This is a genomic window from Gelidibacter salicanalis (assembly GCF_016469035.1).
GTDB classification, from domain to species: Bacteria; Bacteroidota; Bacteroidia; order Flavobacteriales; family Flavobacteriaceae; genus Gelidibacter; species Gelidibacter salicanalis_A.
Genome location: NZ_JAEHJZ010000001.1, coordinates 37213 through 54479 on the forward strand (window position 1 = coordinate 37213; position 17267 = coordinate 54479).

General features: G+C 36.9%; 15 protein-coding genes. 12 read left to right on the forward strand and 3 right to left on the reverse strand.

The features are described 5' to 3' along the window. Positions 1–244 precede the first annotated feature (244 nt). On the reverse strand, positions 245–2875 hold the full coding sequence (locus JEM65_RS00170; protein WP_199596514.1) for a valine--tRNA ligase: 2631 nt from the start codon (positions 2873–2875) through the stop codon (positions 245–247). Between the two features lie 193 nt (positions 2876–3068). On the opposite strand from JEM65_RS00170, the gene JEM65_RS00175 reads away from it, so the two are divergent. Continuing rightward, on the forward strand, positions 3069–3458 hold the full coding sequence (locus JEM65_RS00175; RefSeq protein ID WP_233530452.1) for a DUF1573 domain-containing protein: 390 nt from the start codon (positions 3069–3071) through the stop codon (positions 3456–3458). A 90-nt stretch (positions 3459–3548) separates the two neighbouring features. On the opposite strand, the gene JEM65_RS00180 is transcribed toward JEM65_RS00175, so the two are convergent. Then, on the reverse strand, positions 3549–4865 hold the full coding sequence (locus tag JEM65_RS00180) for a retropepsin-like aspartic protease (protein ID WP_199596516.1): 1317 nt from the start codon (positions 4863–4865) through the stop codon (positions 3549–3551). A gap of 120 nt (positions 4866–4985) precedes the next feature. Between JEM65_RS00180 and JEM65_RS00185 the strand changes: the two genes are divergently transcribed. From JEM65_RS00185 to JEM65_RS00230, 10 genes are all read left to right on the forward strand, one after another. Further along, positions 4986–6179 (forward strand): pyridoxal phosphate-dependent aminotransferase, encoded by a 1194-nt coding sequence (locus JEM65_RS00185; protein WP_199596518.1) that lies wholly within the window; start codon positions 4986–4988, stop codon positions 6177–6179. Next, positions 6179–7192 (forward strand): UDP-N-acetylmuramate dehydrogenase, encoded by a 1014-nt coding sequence (murB, locus tag JEM65_RS00190; protein ID WP_199596525.1) that lies wholly within the window; start codon positions 6179–6181, stop codon positions 7190–7192. The genes JEM65_RS00185 and murB overlap by 1 nt, the downstream gene beginning before the upstream one ends. Positions 7193–7420: 228 nt before the next feature. After that, on the forward strand, positions 7421–7951 hold the full coding sequence (locus JEM65_RS00195; RefSeq protein ID WP_199596527.1) for an RNA polymerase sigma factor: 531 nt from the start codon (positions 7421–7423) through the stop codon (positions 7949–7951). A 12-nt stretch (positions 7952–7963) separates the two neighbouring features. Continuing rightward, the gene (locus JEM65_RS00200; protein ID WP_199596528.1) at positions 7964–8770 is read left to right on the forward strand and encodes an anti-sigma factor; all 807 of its coding nucleotides are present in this window, start codon (positions 7964–7966) and stop codon (positions 8768–8770) included. A gap of 134 nt (positions 8771–8904) precedes the next feature. After that, positions 8905–9108, forward strand: a complete 204-nt coding sequence (locus JEM65_RS00205) for a membrane or secreted protein (RefSeq protein WP_199596529.1) — start codon at positions 8905–8907, stop codon at positions 9106–9108. 6 nt (positions 9109–9114) lie between these two features. After that, positions 9115–10227 (forward strand): glycosyltransferase, encoded by a 1113-nt coding sequence (locus tag JEM65_RS00210; protein ID WP_199596530.1) that lies wholly within the window; start codon positions 9115–9117, stop codon positions 10225–10227. Next, positions 10218–10763 (forward strand): RNA polymerase sigma factor, encoded by a 546-nt coding sequence (locus JEM65_RS00215; RefSeq protein WP_199596531.1) that lies wholly within the window; start codon positions 10218–10220, stop codon positions 10761–10763. The genes JEM65_RS00210 and JEM65_RS00215 overlap by 10 nt, the downstream gene beginning before the upstream one ends. A gap of 198 nt (positions 10764–10961) precedes the next feature. Next, positions 10962–11840 (forward strand): lipoyl synthase, encoded by an 879-nt coding sequence (gene lipA / locus JEM65_RS00220; RefSeq protein WP_199596532.1) that lies wholly within the window; start codon positions 10962–10964, stop codon positions 11838–11840. Beyond that, the gene (gene gap, locus JEM65_RS00225) at positions 11840–12856 is read left to right on the forward strand and encodes a type I glyceraldehyde-3-phosphate dehydrogenase (RefSeq protein ID WP_199596533.1); all 1017 of its coding nucleotides are present in this window, start codon (positions 11840–11842) and stop codon (positions 12854–12856) included. Before lipA ends, gap begins: the two co-directional genes overlap by 1 nt. Positions 12857–12886: 30 nt before the next feature. Then, the gene (locus JEM65_RS00230; RefSeq protein ID WP_199596534.1) at positions 12887–15118 is read left to right on the forward strand and encodes a tetratricopeptide repeat-containing hybrid sensor histidine kinase/response regulator; all 2232 of its coding nucleotides are present in this window, start codon (positions 12887–12889) and stop codon (positions 15116–15118) included. Here JEM65_RS00230 and lpxK read toward each other — a convergent pair. Continuing rightward, positions 15111–16115, reverse strand: a complete 1005-nt coding sequence (gene lpxK, locus JEM65_RS00235) for a tetraacyldisaccharide 4'-kinase (protein WP_199596535.1) — start codon at positions 16113–16115, stop codon at positions 15111–15113. The two genes, JEM65_RS00230 and lpxK, sit on opposite strands and share 8 nt — an antisense overlap. A 55-nt stretch (positions 16116–16170) precedes the next feature. Between lpxK and JEM65_RS00240 the strand changes: the two genes are divergently transcribed. Further along, on the forward strand, positions 16171–17265 hold the full coding sequence (locus JEM65_RS00240) for a Nif3-like dinuclear metal center hexameric protein (protein WP_199596536.1): 1095 nt from the start codon (positions 16171–16173) through the stop codon (positions 17263–17265). Positions 17266–17267 lie beyond the last annotated feature (2 nt).

The window sequence follows — 17267 nt, forward strand, 5'->3', positions numbered from 1 at the left end:
TGAGTGTCCGGTAAAACAAGTAAAAAGTTTACAAAGCCCATTAAAGTAAGACCTGGTAAGAGATATTAAAAATGGCACCTTGCTTTTTGAAACCAATTTCACTTAGAGTGATTGGGCAAATTTAATTTAGAATAACGATTGTTTATCAGTCAGTTATAATCAAATCTCCGTTCTTTTCCCGATAGTTATCGGGACTATAAGCNNTTTATCGGACAATAATGATTACTAATAGATTAAGAGTAATTTATTTTAAACTCGCTAAACTCGAGTTTATAGTTTCAATTTTGGCCAAAGCATCTGCTTCCTTATTACGTTCGTTTTGCAACACTTGCTCTGGTGCATTGTTTACAAATCGTTCATTTGATAATTTCTTTTGAACAGATTTTAAAAACCCTTCCGTATAACTTAACTCATCATTTAATTTCTTTATTTCTTCTTCTACGTTGATAGCTCCAGAAATTGGAATAAAATATTCGTTAGCGTGTACCCTGAAACTTAAGGCCCCATCAACAGCATCTGTAACAGATTCCATTTTAGAAATGTTTCCCATTCTTTCAATGACAGAATTATAGCGTTCTGATAAATTCTCGTTATTGATAAACGACAATTCAATACGGTCCTTAAACGAAATGTTTTTATCTTTTCTGATGGTTCTAATTCCCGAAACCACTTCTTTAACAACTTCAAAGTCTGAGATTAAATGTGCATCAAAAGCCTCAACTTTTGGATATTTAGCCACAATCAACGCCTCTTCAGGTGATCTATCGGCAATAAAATGCCAAATTTCTTCGGTTAAAAACGGCATAAATGGATGTAAGAGTTTTAAATTGGACTCAAAAATATCAATCACACTTTTAAATGTTTTTGAATCAATAGGCTGCTGGTATTCTGGTTTGATCATCTCTAATAACCATGAACAGAAATCATCCCAAATTAACTTATAAATACCCATTAAGGCATCTGAAAGTCTGTATTTGCTATAATGATCTTCTATGTCGACCAAAGCTTGTTGAAATCTTGACTCATACCATTCTACCGCAATTTTAGAAGCTTCAGGTTGTTGGATGTCTGCAACTTCCCACCCGGTAACCAATCTGAAGGCATTCCAAATCTTATTGGCAAAACCTTTTCCTTGGTTACATAAATCCTCATCAAACATTAAATCATTACCTGCAGCAGAACTCAACAATAAGCCTACACGCACACCGTCAGCGCCATAATCTTCAATAAGTTTTAGGGCATCAGGAGAATTCCCCAAAGACTTGCTCATTTTTCGGCGTTGCTTATCGCGCACCAATCCGGTTAAATACACATTTTCAAATGGTTTTTCATCACGGTATTCATAACCAGCAACAATCATTCGAGCCACCCAAAAGAACAAAATATCAGGTCCGGTCACCAAATCATTGGTTGGGTAATAATACTCGATCTCGGGATTGTCAGGATTTCGTATGCCATCAAATACGCTAATTGGCCACAACCAAGACGAGAACCAAGTGTCTAGAGCATCTTTATCTTGAGTTAAATCATTCGCGGTTAGTTGGGTGTTTTTCGATTTTTCCTGTGCTAATTGTAAAGCGTCTTCTGCGCTTTCAGCTACTACAAAATCGTCCTTTCCATCACCATAGAAATAAGCTGGAATTTGTTGCCCCCATAGCAATTGGCGCGAAATGTTCCAATCCCGTATATTTTCCATCCAATGACGGTAGGTATTATTGAAACGTTTTGGAAACAATTTCACATCTTCATCTTCCAAAACAGCCTTAATGGCAGGTTTTGCCAAATCTTGCATTTTTAAAAACCACTGATCAGAAAGTCTAGGTTCAATTACGGCCTTTGTACGCTCACTGGTTCCTACTTTATGGGTAATGTCTTCAGTTTTTGAAAGAATGCCTAAATCTATTAATTCTTGGGTCACATGTTTACGTGCCTCCACCCTATCTTTCCCTTGGTGATGGAGACCAAAACTATTTAAAGTAGCGTCATCATTTAGAATATCAACCACTTCCAATCCGTGTCTATCTCCAATCTCCTTATCGTTCACGTCATGGGCAGGGGTGATTTTTAAACAGCCCGTACCAAATTCCATATCCACATAATCATCCGCTATAATAGGCACGATTCTGTTACAGATAGGCACAATCACGTTTTTACCAATGAGATGTTGGAAACGCTCATCATTAGGATTGACACACACAGCAGTATCTCCTAAAATGGTTTCTGGACGGGTGGTGGCAATGGTTATAAAATCGTCTTGATTTTCAATTTGATAATTGACATAGTATAATTTGTCAGTGCGCTCCACATGAATCACTTCCTCATCTGACAAGGTCGTCTTAGCCTCAGGATCCCAATTGACCATGCGATAGCCCCGATAAATTAGCCCCTTGTTGTATAAATCGACAAAAACCTTGATGACCGATTCACTCATGGCATCATCCATGGTGAATTTTGTGCGGTCCCAATCGCAAGAGCAACCCAATTTTTTTAATTGCTCAAGAATAACCCCACCATACTCATGTGTCCAGTCCCACGCGTGACTCAAAAATTCTTCGCGAGATAGTTTATTTTTATCAATACCTTGCTCCTTTAACTTCGCCACCACTTTAGCTTCGGTAGCTATAGAAGCGTGATCTGTACCAGGCACCCAACACGCATTTTTACCTCGCAAACGCGCTCTACGGATAAGAACATCCTGAATGGTATTGTTCAACATATGCCCCATGTGCAAAACACCCGTCACATTCGGGGGTGGAATCACAATGGTATATGGCTCACGCTCATCTGGAACGGACTTAAAATACTTGTGTTCCATCCAATAGGAATACCACTTATCTTCTACGCTAGAGGCGGAATATTTTGTTGGGATTGTCATACTTTGGTACTGTTTTTGTATAAGTCTATAGTAACAGACAAAGTTACTTATATTTCTGTTTTTGTGAAATTATAAAAACATTTATTAACCCAAATTTAGACCGCGTTGTTCTACAGATATATGTCGTACGTCTAATTTATTTTGCAAAACGATTTAAAGTAAGTAATTTTGTCGCTCTCAATTTAAATATAAAATGATGAAAAATTTATTTGCAATTGTAGTTGTAGGAATGCTAAGCATCTCTGCTTTTGCACAAGACAAAATAGCAAAAATCGAGTTCAAGACGGATGTAATTGATTATGGTACAATTGAAAAAGGTGCTGACGGCGTTCGTGTGTTTGAATTCACTAATACTGGAAATGCGCCATTAATAATTACTAAAGTATCTTCAACTTGCGGTTGCACCATTCCTAAAAAACCTGAAGCTCCAATCCTTCCTGGTAATACGGGCGAAATCGAAGTAAAATACAACACGCAACTTGTTAACCCCATAAGAAAAACCATTACGGTAATATCTAATGCTGAAACGCCAACAGTTGCCCTTAAAATTAAAGGTGAGGTTGTCGATCCTAAAAAAAACTAGCGTTATAGATAAAAAGAACAGAAGTGTGATGGAACAATTGAACTGTTCTAACAATATAGTATAAAAGCTCTCAATTTTGAGGGCTTTTTTTTAGAGCAAACTCTTCAATTTAAAGCGAAAGGTCATGATGACTCCATTTCTGTCAATGACCAGTTTAATTAATTTTCCTTCATCACCTCTAAAAAACGATATGACCTCCTGTAATTTCAAAGGGTGCGTTTGTCTGCCATTAACAGTAAGAATAATATCTCCCACCTTTAAACCTGCTGTCTCTGCTGGAGATTCAGGTCTCAATTCTACAATATTAAACGCTGGTTTAAGTTCGTACTTATAGGCCTCTATCACCATAATTCCGCCTGAAGTCCGATCAGTTTTTAACGGAGTGTTATTCTTGCTTTCTTTTATGATTCTGCTACCGGACTGTTCTAGAATAATTCCGCTTTTGTCATAGGTAAAAGGCGTGTTGAAATACTTATTTTTCTTAAACGTAACCTGAGCGTTACCATAATCCATAATGATGTTGAACCGTTTTAACAATTCTCCAGCCATACTCCCACTGCGTTCTTTAAATTTTCTGGCAAAACTTACGGCAGCCGAATCAGGATAAGCGACATTCAAATTTTTAAAATGGAAATCATTAATAGAGAACTGATCTAATTTTGATCGTTTGCCATACACACTACCACTCAACCCCTTCCCTAAGAAATCTACAAAATACGCGTTGTTTTTAGGCACCAACCCCAAAGAATTATCTTCAAAAAGCCACAGCGCATCACTTCCTCCTGAGTCCATTAGTAATTTTACAGGAATCTTTTTGTCGTTCATGACCACATGGGCATCTATAAATGGTTTGCTGTTAACCAAGGTGAGATCTAAAGTTTCACATTTTTTACACGGCTTGTACTGATAGGTTTCTGGAGTGTGCAATCTTAAAAATTTTGATCCGTAATTGATTTCAACAATAAAATCCCTAAAAATATCGTATCCAATAATCCCATGGACTTGAACCCCCAGTCTTGGGGTGAAATTAATGGACTCATCCGTGATGATATACACATCTTGATTGATATTTAAAGCTTCTCCAATTCTAAATCTATTTTTCTCTGATTTTAACGCCACTACATAATCACCATCACCCAAGCCCCTCAAATATATACTTTCAAGGTTTTTTAGCTTTAAGGAGTCTACGGAATCTATAATATTGAATAAGATGGGTTTGCTGACACCAGAATCAAGTATAAAAGATAGGGTTACGCCGTTAATCTCTACAGGCATGATAATGAGATTGTCAATCAACTGAAACTTGACCTTGGTCCGTTCTGATCTTGGCAAGGTAAAGCGACTCTGCGAAAAGGTTAATCCGCAAAACAAAATAAAAAGTACCGCTGTTAAGCATCTATTAAACATAAATAAAAGGTGGTGTATTACCAATTTACAACTCTTTCATTGGACATTCGTTTTTTAGCTGATCATTTTCAGAAATCTTTGATATAATTTTCAGAACTTTACCCCTTAAATTTGAATCTTATGCCAAAAATCTCACAAAAAGGGCAGTTGATGCCTTCATCCCCAATAAGGAAATTAGTACCCTATGCCGAACAAGCTTATAAAGATGGTAAAACCGTATACCATTTAAATATTGGACAGCCTGATATCAAAACTCCAGAAGTTGCTTTAGATGCTGTTAGAGTGCATTCCTTAGATATTTTGGCCTATACACGTTCTGAAGGTTCTGAAGAATACCGTAAAAAAATAGCCCAGTATTACGCTAAAAACAATATTAATGTAACCCACAATGATATTATTGTAACAACAGGTGGCAGTGAGGCTTTACTATTCGCTTTTGGTAGTGTGATGGACTCTGGTGATGAAGTCATCATTCCCGAACCATTTTATGCCAATTACAACGGATTTTCTATTGCGTCTGACATCACAGTAGTGCCAGTAATTTCTAAAATAGAAAACAATTTTGCGTTGCCTCCTATTGAAGAATTTGAAAAATTGATTACAAATAAGACCAAGGCTATATTAATTTGTAACCCAGGGAATCCGACAGGTTATCTTTATTCAAAGGAAGAAATTAAACAACTAGCTGACCTGGTAAAGAAACATGATCTCTTTTTGATTGCTGATGAAGTTTACAGAGAATTTGTGTACGATGGTAACGAATTTTACTCCATCATGCAGGAAGCAGGCATAGAAGACCATGCCATTATGATTGATTCTGTATCCAAACGCTACAGTATGTGCGGTGCCAGAATTGGATATTTTGTGTCTCGTAATAAAGAAGTGATTCAGACCGTATTAAAATTTGCACAAGCCCGTTTAAGTCCCCCTACCCTAGCCCAAATTGCTAGTGAAGCAGCCTTAAGTACCCCTCAAAGTTATTTTGATGATGTTATTGTAGAGTATGTAAAACGACGAAACACATTGATCAGGGAATTGAAAAAAATTGATGGTCTCAAGGTTGCAGAACCAAAAGGTGCATTTTATTGTATTGTAGAATTGCCAATAAAAAATGCCGATCACTTTGCACAATGGTTGTTGGAAAGCTATGACTATGAGAAAGAAACTGTTATGGTGGCTCCAGCTGCTGGTTTTTACTCAACACCAAATGTTGGTCTAAACCAAATAAGAATTGCCTATGTGCTTAATGAAGAAAGCCTTATTAGAGCCGTTTATATTTTAAAGGATGCCTTAAAAGTTTACCCTAATAGCTAGTGCAAATTCAAGAAGACATATCATTAAAGCCCTATAATACGTTTGGGTTGAACGCTCGTGCAAAATATTTTTTAAAAGTTGAAACTGTTCAAGAGTTAAAAGACGCATTAAGTTTAACGGCGTATCCAGATAAATTCATCCTTGGTGGCGGCAGCAATATGCTCCTCACCAAGGATTTGGATTGCTTGGTCATTCAGGTGGCCCTAAAAGGCATTGAAATTATTGAGCATCAAGAAGATGATGTGTTGATAAAAGCTAATGCTGGTGAAAATTGGCATGAGTTTGTCATGTGGTGCTTAAAACATGATTTTGGGGGCTTAGAAAACCTTTCCCTAATTCCAGGCAATGTGGGCACAGCTCCCATCCAGAATATTGGTGCTTATGGCGTTGAAATAAAAGACACTCTAGAATCTTGCGAAGCCTTAAACATAGCTACAAAGACCATTGAAACATTCACAAACGATCAATGCCAATTCGACTACCGTGAATCGATCTTTAAACAAGATAAAAAGAATGCTTATGTAATTTTGAGCGCCACGTTCAAATTGACTACAGGCAAACATCAATTGCATATGGACTATGGCGCCATCCGTACAGAACTGGAAGCGATGTCAATTGTAAAACCGACCATTCAGGATGTTTCAAAAGCTGTAATTGCCATTCGCGAGAGCAAACTACCAAATCCAAAAGACATAGGAAACAGCGGTAGTTTCTTCAAAAACCCCATTATTTCTAAAACACATTTTGACAAACTTAAAAACAACTTTCCGGAGATACCAAGCTATCCTGTGTCTCCAACTGAAGTCAAAGTGCCAGCAGGCTGGTTGATTGAGAAATCGGGTTTTAAAGGCAAAACCTTTGATGAGTATGGTGTCCATAAAAAACAGGCTTTGGTTTTGGTCAATTATGGCAATGCAAAAGGCTCCGACATTTTTGACCTGGCAAAGCTCATTCAAAAAACAATACAGCATATTTTTGGAATTCGTATTGAAATGGAAGTCAATATTATATAAAAAGGCTTCAACCTTTTGAGCTGAAGCCTTAATATAATCGCCATAATGTCAGATGAAAAAGCTATTAATCAAATTTCTTAAAACCAAGAAAACTCAACACCACAGATATTAAAACTATATTTAAATTATAAAGAAGTTTATTTTGTAATTTTACCATCTTATAGTTGATATACGCACAAAAACCGTATATGGACTTTTATCATCTACATTAAAATAAATTTTAACTTTTTGAGCTACTCATTAGAAGAACATATTGTCGAACTTCTTGAAAAAGGAGACAAAGCTGCGATTAATTTACTTTATGAAAATTATTCTGACAGTCTTTATGGTGTTATATTAAAAATAACAAGCAATGAAGAACTCGCCCAAGACGCGCTACAGGAAAGTTTCGTGAAAATTTGGAAAAATTCAAAAAAGTACGATTCTAAAAAAGCCAGACTTTTTACTTGGCTTTATAGAATTGCGCGCAATACAGCCATTGATAAATTAAGAAGTTTCAATAATCGTTTCGAAAAAGAAGTCCAAATCGATAAATCTAACGTATATATTTTACCAACCGCAAGTTTAAATCAAGACGTCATAGATTTAAAGGATCACGTTACCAAATTGGATGAAAAATACCAAATTGTTTTAAATGCTTTATTTTTTGAAGGCATGACACAACAAGAGGCTAGTGATGAGCTAGACATTCCTTTGGGCACAATAAAGTCGAGGTTGAAAATTGGTTTGAGAGATTTACGGAAGCTTTTTAACCATTAAAGTTTAGAAATAATGGAAAATAAATTACAATTTTTTATGGAATCGGGCCTTTTGGATAACTATATCTTAGGTACCACAACTTTTGATGAAAATTTAGAGGTTGAGAGCTATATTGCTGAATTTCCTGAGGTTGCCCAAGAATATGAGCGGCTCCAGGACAATCTAGAAATTTTAGCAAAGGCAAGCAGCGTGGAAGCTCCAAAATTTATTTTGGATGACGTTTTACAGGAAATTTCAGAAGCTACTCCAGTCGTTCAAATGACACCTAGAGTTCAGCGAAAACGCACCCCATGGTTTAGTATTGCGGCCAGTATTGCAGCGCTTATATTTGCGGGAACGGCGTTTCTGCTTTATGAACAAAATATGACTTTAAACACTGAGAATCAAGTTGTAGTGGATGAAATTTTTGATCTTAGAAGTGATATTGAAGAAAACAATAATAAGTTAGAAAATGTGATGCTTCAGTTTATGAAACTGAACAATCCTGAAACAGAGAAATATGTGTTACGAGGAAACGCTAGGGCCAAAAACCTTAAAACGGTGGCCTATATTAACGCTGTTGACAAAACATCAATGATTGACGTAGTGTCCTTGCCAAAACTACCTGAGAACCAATCTTACCAAATTTGGGCAGAGCTCCAAGACAGGATGGTAAATCTTGGTATTTTGGATGAATCTGAGCGTAAATTAAAGACCATACCTTATATGGAAAATGCACTGGGCTTAAGCATTACTATAGAGCCTAAGTCAGGATCTCAAATTAATGCAGCTCATGCTGAAAACTCAGTAGCAGAAATTATCTTAAAGAACAACAAATAGAATTATTTAGTAGAATTCAATTCGTAAAACCACCTCCACAGGGTGGTTTTTTTGTTTACAAATCCTGCTGAACTCTTGCGTTTAAAGTACTCCATATTGTTTAAAAACATTATCTTTGTATAAATTTTAAACTCATGAAACTTTTACTCATTACATTAATTCTATTAGGCCTGGGAGTGGCTGGTATTGCCATTAAAATTTGGGCAAAAAAGGGCGGAAAATTTGCAGGTACTTGTGCAAGCCAAAACCCGATGCTCAACAAAGATGGTGACGCGTGTGGATTCTGCGGAAAATCTCCTGATCAATTTGATGACTGTAGTGAACCTAAACATTCTTAAAGGTTAATGATAATATTAAATGTAATTTTCTACATTTTTATTGTAGTTACCTTTGTGCAATTATTTTTTTACGGATATGTTTTTTCCAATGTAAAACAGAAAAGACAAATTTCTGACTCCTCTTACAAGCCGCCAATATCTGTTATTGTTTGCGCAAAAAATGAGGCTAAAAACTTAAGCAACTTTTTACCTTTTATATTAGATCAAGAGTATCCCAACTTTGAGCTCGTGTTAATTAACGATAGGTCCAATGACTCAACCTTAAGGGTCATGGAAGCGTTTAAGGCAAACCATAGCAATATTAAAATTGTAAACGTAAAAAACATAGAGGCCTTTTGGGGCAATAAAAAATATGCGCTTACATTAGGCATTAAGGCAGCAACCCATAACCATTTTTTATTTACGGACGCTGATTGTAAGCCTGTTTCCAAACAATGGATCAGCGAAATGAGCAGTCATTTTTCTAGAGAGCATCAACTTGTATTAGGATACGGGGCTTATACTAAAGTAAAAAAATCCATTTTAAATAAACTGATTCGGTTTGAAACGGTAATGACGGCTATTCAGTACTTCTCCTACTCAAAATTAGGAAATCCCTATATGGGCATTGGTAGAAATATGGCGTATACCAAAACGTTGTTTTTTGAAGCTAGAGGGTTTATGGATCACATGAACATCAAGTCTGGCGATGACGACCTTTTTGTCAATCAAATTGGCGATGCAAGAAATACGACCATCTGTTTATCCAAAGACAGTTTTACAGAGTCTCTTGCCAAAGAAACCTATCGCGATTGGATAATTCAAAAACGCAGGCACGTGTCTACTGCAACGCATTATAAAACAAAACACAAGGCAGCCTTATCGCTGTTTTTTACATCACAAGTCTTATTCTTTGTATTAGGACTAGTCCTTATAAGCACATTATTTTACTGGCAAATTGTACTAGGGCTAATAGTAGCAAGATATTTAGCACTATTCATCAATGTAACGCGAGCTTCTAAAAAGCTGAATGAAAAAGACTTGATTCCTTATGTTCCACTTCTAGAAATATTTTTAATTGTGACCCAATTCTTTATCTTTATAAAAAATCTCATTTCAAAACCGAATCGTTGGAAATAAAGCAAATCATTCAAAAAGCAAAAGGAAATGATCAGTCCGCATTTAAGGTGTTATTGGATTTTTTTTGGAATGATGTGTATGGCTTTCAATTAAAACGTACCGAAAATGAAAATGACGCAGAGGATATTACCATCCAAACCTTTTCAAAAGCCTTTGATAAAATTGATTCCTATAATGATACCTTTGAGTTTAAAACATGGTTGATTACCATTTCTAAAAATATTCATATTGATCTTATAAGAAAACGAAAAACTTCCTTTCAAAATAGATCCCGTCATACTAACTCAGATGATTTTAACGATATTATTGATGAATCGCCTTCACCTGAAGATAAGCTTATCACAGAGCAGAATTTAGCAAAATTACTGCGAGACATTAAAAAGCTAAAACCCCATTATCAAGAAGTCATCAATTTGAGATATTTTCAGGAATTGAGTTATAAGGAAATTTCTGAAGAACTTAATGAACCTATAAACAATGTAAAGGTCAAGCTTTTAAGAGCAAAAAAGTTATTGGCAGAAGTCATTACCAAGTAACACCTCTTTCCCGTAAAAATCAGGCCATTTTATTTGCTATAGCATCAGCGAAATAAACCGTTACCTCTCCTCCATTCCAAAATGTAGGTAGAGGGTGAGTTTAAATTATGCATCAGATGTAGCATTCGTATATGACCGTGCTATGATATAGTTTTACGATTATACTTTGTATATTTGTAATTGAAAACTTCCGAATCAATGAGTACAGAAACAATTTCAAAAATAATTCCAGAACGACAATCAAAACCAAAGTGGCTAAGAGTAAAATTACCCACTGGAAAAAAATATACAGAGCTTAGAACCCTGGTGGATAAATACAGTTTAAACACCATTTGCACCTCAGGAAGCTGTCCAAATATGGGCGAATGCTGGGGCGAAGGCACGGCGACGTTTATGATTTTAGGAAATATTTGTACGCGTTCTTGCGGTTTTTGCGGTGTAAAAACTGGGCGTCCTGAGGTTTTAGACTGGGATGAACCTGAAAAAGTGGCCCGCTCTATCAAGCTCATGGCGATAAAGCACGCCGTTTTAACGAGTGTTGATCGCGACGACTTGAAAGACATGGGCAGCATCATGTGGGCAGAAACAATTAAGGCTGTGCGCCGCATGAATCCCGAAACAACCTTAGAAACGCTCATCCCAGATTTTCAAGGAATTGAACAACATATTGACCGTATTGTTGAGGTGGCTCCTGAAGTTGTGTCGCACAATATTGAAACCGTTAGACGGTTGACCAGAGAAGTCAGAATTCAGGCCAAATACGACAGGAGTTTAGGCGTCCTTAAATATTTAAAAGAGCAAGGTCAACGCCGCACAAAATCTGGCATCATGCTGGGTCTTGGAGAAACCCGCGAAGAGGTTATTGAAACACTTCACGATTTAAGAGCCAATGATGTAGACGTGGTGACTATTGGACAATACTTACAGCCTAGTAAAAAACATTTACCGGTAAAACAGTTTATTCTTCCTGACCAGTTCAAAGAATATGAAACTATTGGGCTAGATCTTGGTTTTAGGCATGTAGAAAGTAGTGCCTTGGTAAGATCCTCTTACAAAGCCCAAAAACACATCAATTAATGATTAGGGTAGCCATTAATGGATTTGGCCGCATTGGCCGTCGTGTATTCAGACTTATTCAGGAGCGCGATGATATGCAAGTAGTTGCAATTAATGATTTGGCCGACACCAGAACGCTGAGTCATTTATTAAAATATGACAGCATCCATGGCGTCCTAAAAACAAAGCTCTCTCATGATGATGAGCATATTATTTTTGAAGACCAACATATTCGAGTACTGAATAGCACTAAAATCGAGGAGATTGACTGGACACCTTATAATGTTGATTTTGTCATTGAATCTACCGGAAAGTTTAAAACTACCGAAGCCTTAAAAAACCACATTCATAATGGCGCTAAAAAAGTCATTTTATCCGTCCCCCCTATTGATGATTCCATAAAAACAATTGTTTTAGGGGTCAATGATGACATCTTAACCGGAAATGAAACCATCATTTCAAACGCCTCTTGTACCACTAACAATGCGGCGCCTATGATTGCGGTCATTGATGGGCTATGTGGCATTAAACAGGCTTACATTACCACCGTGCATTCTTATACTACAGATCAGAGTCTTCACGACCAACCTCATAAAGATTTAAGACGCGCCAGGGCAGCAGGCCAATCTATAGTACCCACTACTACTGGGGCAGCAAAAGCGTTGACCAAGATCTTTCCGAAACTGAACGATGTTATTGGTGGGTGCGGAATTAGAGTGCCCGTTCCTAACGGCTCTTTGACAGACATTACCCTTAACGTTGACAAAACGGTTTCTATTGAAGAAATCAATCAGGCATTTAAAAACGCTTCAGAAACCCATTTAAAAGGCATTTTAGAATACACAGAAGATCCTATAGTCTCTATTGACATTGTTGGCAATCCGCATTCCTGCATCTTCGATGCCCAGATGACTTCTGTGATTGGAAATATGATTAAAATTGTAGGTTGGTATGATAATGAAACAGGATATTCCAGTAGAATTCTCGACTTGATCAGCAATATAGCGATGAAACAAACACTTTTGTCGAATAAATAATTATATTTGTTTATACAAAGTGACCTCAAAATGTCCCAACGAACCTATTATATAGTTGCTTTTTTTTTCCTAATAATCTCCACGCTATCTTCACAGAACGCCGCAGATGAGGATGTTGACATCCTAAAAATGCGCATTCAAAACTACGTTACGCAATCTGGCTTTGACACTGAACGTGGCGAATATTACAATGCCAAGGATAACCTTGAAAAAGCATTGGCCATTGCAGATAAAATTGGCGATAAGAAAAGCGAAGGGAGCATTCATACCAAAATTGCAAAAATCTTATTTATAATTGAAGAGCCAGAGAACGCTTTGGTGTCCTTAACCAAAGCTGCTGAACTACAACGAGAAACCAATGATTATGCCAATTTAGCCATTACCTATAACGTTAAAGGCATTTTACACACCAGCAAAAAGGAGTATCAAACTGCACTAGATTATTTTAACTCTGCCAAAACAAAATTTGAAGAAGAAGGTTTAGAACGTCTTATTACTGATGTCAATCTCAATGAAGCAAAGGTTTATATTCAAATGAAGGACTATAAAACCGCCAAGTCAAAGCTGGAAAAAACCATCATTTTAGCTAAAAAATATGATCAAAATGGCCTTCTGAGTAGTGCTTTCATCAACAGTGGCAAAGTATATCAAAAACTAGGAAATCCAGAATTAGCACTTTCCATGGCCAAAGAAGGAATGGAATTGGCTGAGCGCAACCACATTCCGGAATACATCAATGATAGTTACTTAACCTTAAGCGAAATTTATGAAGAAAATGAGGATTATCAACTTTCCAATCAATTTTTGAGGAAACATATCCAACTTTCAGATTCTTTGTTAAATATAAAGCGTCAAAATTTGTCGCCAGAAAAAAAAGCACAGTTTATTACGGAGTCCAAGGATTCTGAGCGCAAACAAATGGAGATCAAGCTAGAAGAAGCCGATGCCTCCAATAATTTAACTCGGATTACTACAATCTTGAGTATTGCATTGATCACTATATTATCATTACTCACCTTATCACTATATAAAAACAACAATATCAGACTGAAAACCAACAATATGCTTCACAAAAAAAATGATGAGCTTATTTTGGCTAAAGAAAAAGCAGAACTGGCTTCTAAGACAAAGGCGAACTTCCTATCAACGGTAACCCATGAGCTTAGAACCCCCTTATATGCAGTTACAGGGTTAACAAACATGCTTTTGGACGAAGAACCAAAACCCGACCAAATTCCACATTTAAAATCCCTGAAATTTTCTGGAGATTATTTACTCACCTTCATTAATGACATTCTCCAAATCAATAAAATTGAGGCCAATAAGGTTGAGTTGGATGCTGAAGTATTCAATTTGAAAAAGAAAGTTGAAAATGTTATTTCTGCACTGAGCAATTCCGCATTGGATAATAATACCAAGTTGCACTATGAATACGACCAAGACTTACCATCTACATTTACAGCAGACCAATTAAAGATCTCCCAAATTTTAATCAACCTTATAGGCAACGCCATTAAATTTACCAAGGATGGTGACATATGGGTAAAATTAAAAAAGATCAACCAGGAAAATGACACATATACCGTCCGGTTTGAAATACAGGACAATGGGATTGGGGTCACTAAAGAAAAGCAAGAACACATGTTTGAAAGCTTTTCTCAAGGCTCCATTCAAATTAATAGAAAATACGGGGGAACCGGTTTAGGGCTTTCTATAGTAAAGGGGCTTATCGAAATTTTAAAAGGAAAAATTTATTTGAAAAGTGAACTTGGTAGGGGCTCAAGCTTCTTCTTTGAAATCCCCCTCACCTATTCACCAGAACCTATCCATACTAAAAAACAAAAAAAACTTAGCGAAATTAACACTTTGGACTTGACAAATATTAAAATTTTGGTTGTTGAAGACAACAAGATCAATCAAATGATAACCCGTAAGATCCTAAACAAGATGAATCTGTATTGTGATGTGGTTGAAAATGGCGAGGATGCGGTTGAACGTGTTAAAGAAGTACGGTATGACGTGGTCTTGATGGACATTCACATGCCCGGCATTAGCGGCCTGGAAGCGACAAAGATCATTAGAACCTTTGATAAGGAGCTCACTATCTTCGCATTGACCGCGGTGACAATAGAAGATAAAATGCACGAGTTTGACGAAGCAGGCTTTAATGATATCATCTCTAAACCATTCAAACAGGATGATTTTGAGAAGAAACTCTATAATGCTTTAAAAGTAAACCAAAACTCCACAGCGTCTATTTAACAAACTCGCGGATCAGTTGATCAAAGTGTTGGGCCCGATCTATTTTCATTTCAATGGGTAAATAATAAAGCGATTTACTTTCAGCAAACCGAGATTGCAAACGGACCATGTCTTTTTCGGTGGTTAGGATAATCCCTTTCGTTTTCAAATGGTCTATGTCTCTGTCACTAAAATCGTGATGATCCTTAAATTGAAGGTGCTCAAATTGCAGTCCCAGCGTTTCCAAATGGGCAACCAATGGTTTAGGATTGGCAATGCCCGTTACCAAGGTAAATGCTTTACTTTTTAGAGTTGATAAAGCCACTGAATCTTTCGAAGTTCGGATATCGTTAGAATAAGAAATACTTCCAAAAAAGACCTCTTGATGTGCTAAGGGCTTCATCTTATTTACGAGGTCTTTTTTCTTTTGATCAGATAAATTTTCAGGACACTTCGTTACCACGATAATATCGGCACGTTTGGCACCTTGCCGTGGCTCTCTTAAATTCCCCGTAGGCAATAAGATGTCTTCCGTATAAAGGTCGTCAAACGCGGTCAACATAATGTTAAGACCAGCACTGACCCTTCTGTGCTGGAACGCATCGTCCAATAAAATAATTTCAGGAGCATTCTGTAAAGCGGTTAGTTGAGAAATTCCGTGCACCCGATCAGCATCCACACTCACGATAATATCATCAAATTTTTGGTAAAACTGAAAAGGCTCATCACCAATACTCATAGGGGTAGCGGTTTGATCAGCAATTATAAACCCTTTAGTCTGTCTTTTATAGCCTCTACTAAGGGTTGCAACATGATGCTCTGCTTTTAGCAATCGAATTAAATATTCAATCATAGGCGTTTTACCCGTTCCACCAACACTCAAATTGCCAACACAAATAACCGGAAAATTGTAAGCTGTTGATTTTTTTATACCAAGATCATACAATTTATTGCGCAACCAAGTGACCATATAATAAATGGGAACAACGGGAAAAAGGAGATACCTAACTAATTTCATCAGAACGAAAATATAATATTTTATCTTTGCTTTGAACCTAAAAACGAAAAAACATATGATTATTCAAGATGTCATTAATCATCTCGAAAAGTTGGCGCCTTTAGCCTATGCTGAAGATTTTGATAATGTGGGGTTGTTGGTTGGAGACAAAAACAACAAGCTGAAAGGCGTTTTAGTCACGCTAGACACCTTAGAGAGCATTGTAGATGAGGCAATTGAAAAAAAATGCAACTTAATTATCAGCTTTCACCCTATTATTTTTAAAGGTTTAAAAAAGATAGATGGAAGTACGTATGTAGAGCGCGTGGTCCTTAAGGCCATCAAACATGACATCGCCATCTACGCCATTCATACGGCTTTAGACAACTCTTTACAAGGTGTCAATGATATTATCTGTAACACCTTAGGCATCGAGAATAAAAAAATACTATTACCACAAAAAGGCACCATCAAGAAATTGACTACCTACGTCCCTCAAAAAGATGCTGATGAGTTGCGTACCGCGCTGTTTAATTCTGGTGCTGGTCAAATAGGCAATTACGACGATTGCAGTTTTAATACCGAAGGGATAGGCACGTTTAGAGGCAATGACGCCTCAGATCCTCAAGTGGGTGAACGCTTTGAATACCGTAAGGAGCAGGAAACACAAATTTCTGTAACCTTCCAAAAGCACTTAGAAAGCAGCATACTTAAGGCGCTATTTGCACACCATCCTTATGAGGAAGTCGCTTTTGAGGTGACCACTTTAGATAATTACAACCAACATATTGGGATTGGAATGGTGGGTGACCTGCCAAATGAAATGGCCACAGAAGATTTCCTACAGTTTGTGAAGCGTAAAATGAACGTGTCCAGTATAAAACATTCCAGCCTTATTAAAGATAAAGTAAAGCGGATTGCAGTACTTGGAGGTTCGGGTAGCTTTGCCATTAGTGCTGCCAAGTCTGCCCAAGCCGATGTTTTTATAACTGCAGATTTAAAATATCACGATTTTTTTTCGGCAGAAAATCAAATAATTCTAGCAGACATTGGGCATTATGAAAGCGAACAGTTCACAAAAACCTTTTTAGCTAACTATCTATCAAAAAAAATTACTAATTTTGCAATCGTTTTATCGACGATAAACACCAATCCTGTAAAGTATTTATAATT

Bases quoted from the DNA above. Each gene is read 5' to 3' on its own strand.
- JEM65_RS00170 (WP_199596514.1), bottom strand. From the start codon at position 2,875: ATGACAATCCCAACAAAATATTCCGCCTCTAGCGTAGAAGATAAGTGG.
- JEM65_RS00175 (WP_233530452.1), top strand. From the start codon at position 3,069: ATGATGAAAAATTTATTTGCAATTGTAGTTGTAGGAATGCTAAGCATC.
- JEM65_RS00180 (WP_199596516.1), bottom strand. From the start codon at position 4,865: ATGTTTAATAGATGCTTAACAGCGGTACTTTTTATTTTGTTTTGCGGA.
- JEM65_RS00185 (WP_199596518.1), top strand. From the start codon at position 4,986: ATGCCAAAAATCTCACAAAAAGGGCAGTTGATGCCTTCATCCCCAATA.
- JEM65_RS00200 (WP_199596528.1), top strand. From the start codon at position 7,964: ATGGAAAATAAATTACAATTTTTTATGGAATCGGGCCTTTTGGATAAC.
- JEM65_RS00205 (WP_199596529.1), top strand. From the start codon at position 8,905: ATGAAACTTTTACTCATTACATTAATTCTATTAGGCCTGGGAGTGGCT.
- JEM65_RS00210 (WP_199596530.1), top strand. From the start codon at position 9,115: ATGATAATATTAAATGTAATTTTCTACATTTTTATTGTAGTTACCTTT.
- lipA (WP_199596532.1), top strand. From the start codon at position 10,962: ATGAGTACAGAAACAATTTCAAAAATAATTCCAGAACGACAATCAAAA.
- gap (WP_199596533.1), top strand. From the start codon at position 11,840: ATGATTAGGGTAGCCATTAATGGATTTGGCCGCATTGGCCGTCGTGTA.
- JEM65_RS00230 (WP_199596534.1), top strand. From the start codon at position 12,887: ATGTCCCAACGAACCTATTATATAGTTGCTTTTTTTTTCCTAATAATC.
- lpxK (WP_199596535.1), bottom strand. From the start codon at position 16,115: ATGAAATTAGTTAGGTATCTCCTTTTTCCCGTTGTTCCCATTTATTAT.
- JEM65_RS00240 (WP_199596536.1), top strand. From the start codon at position 16,171: ATGATTATTCAAGATGTCATTAATCATCTCGAAAAGTTGGCGCCTTTA.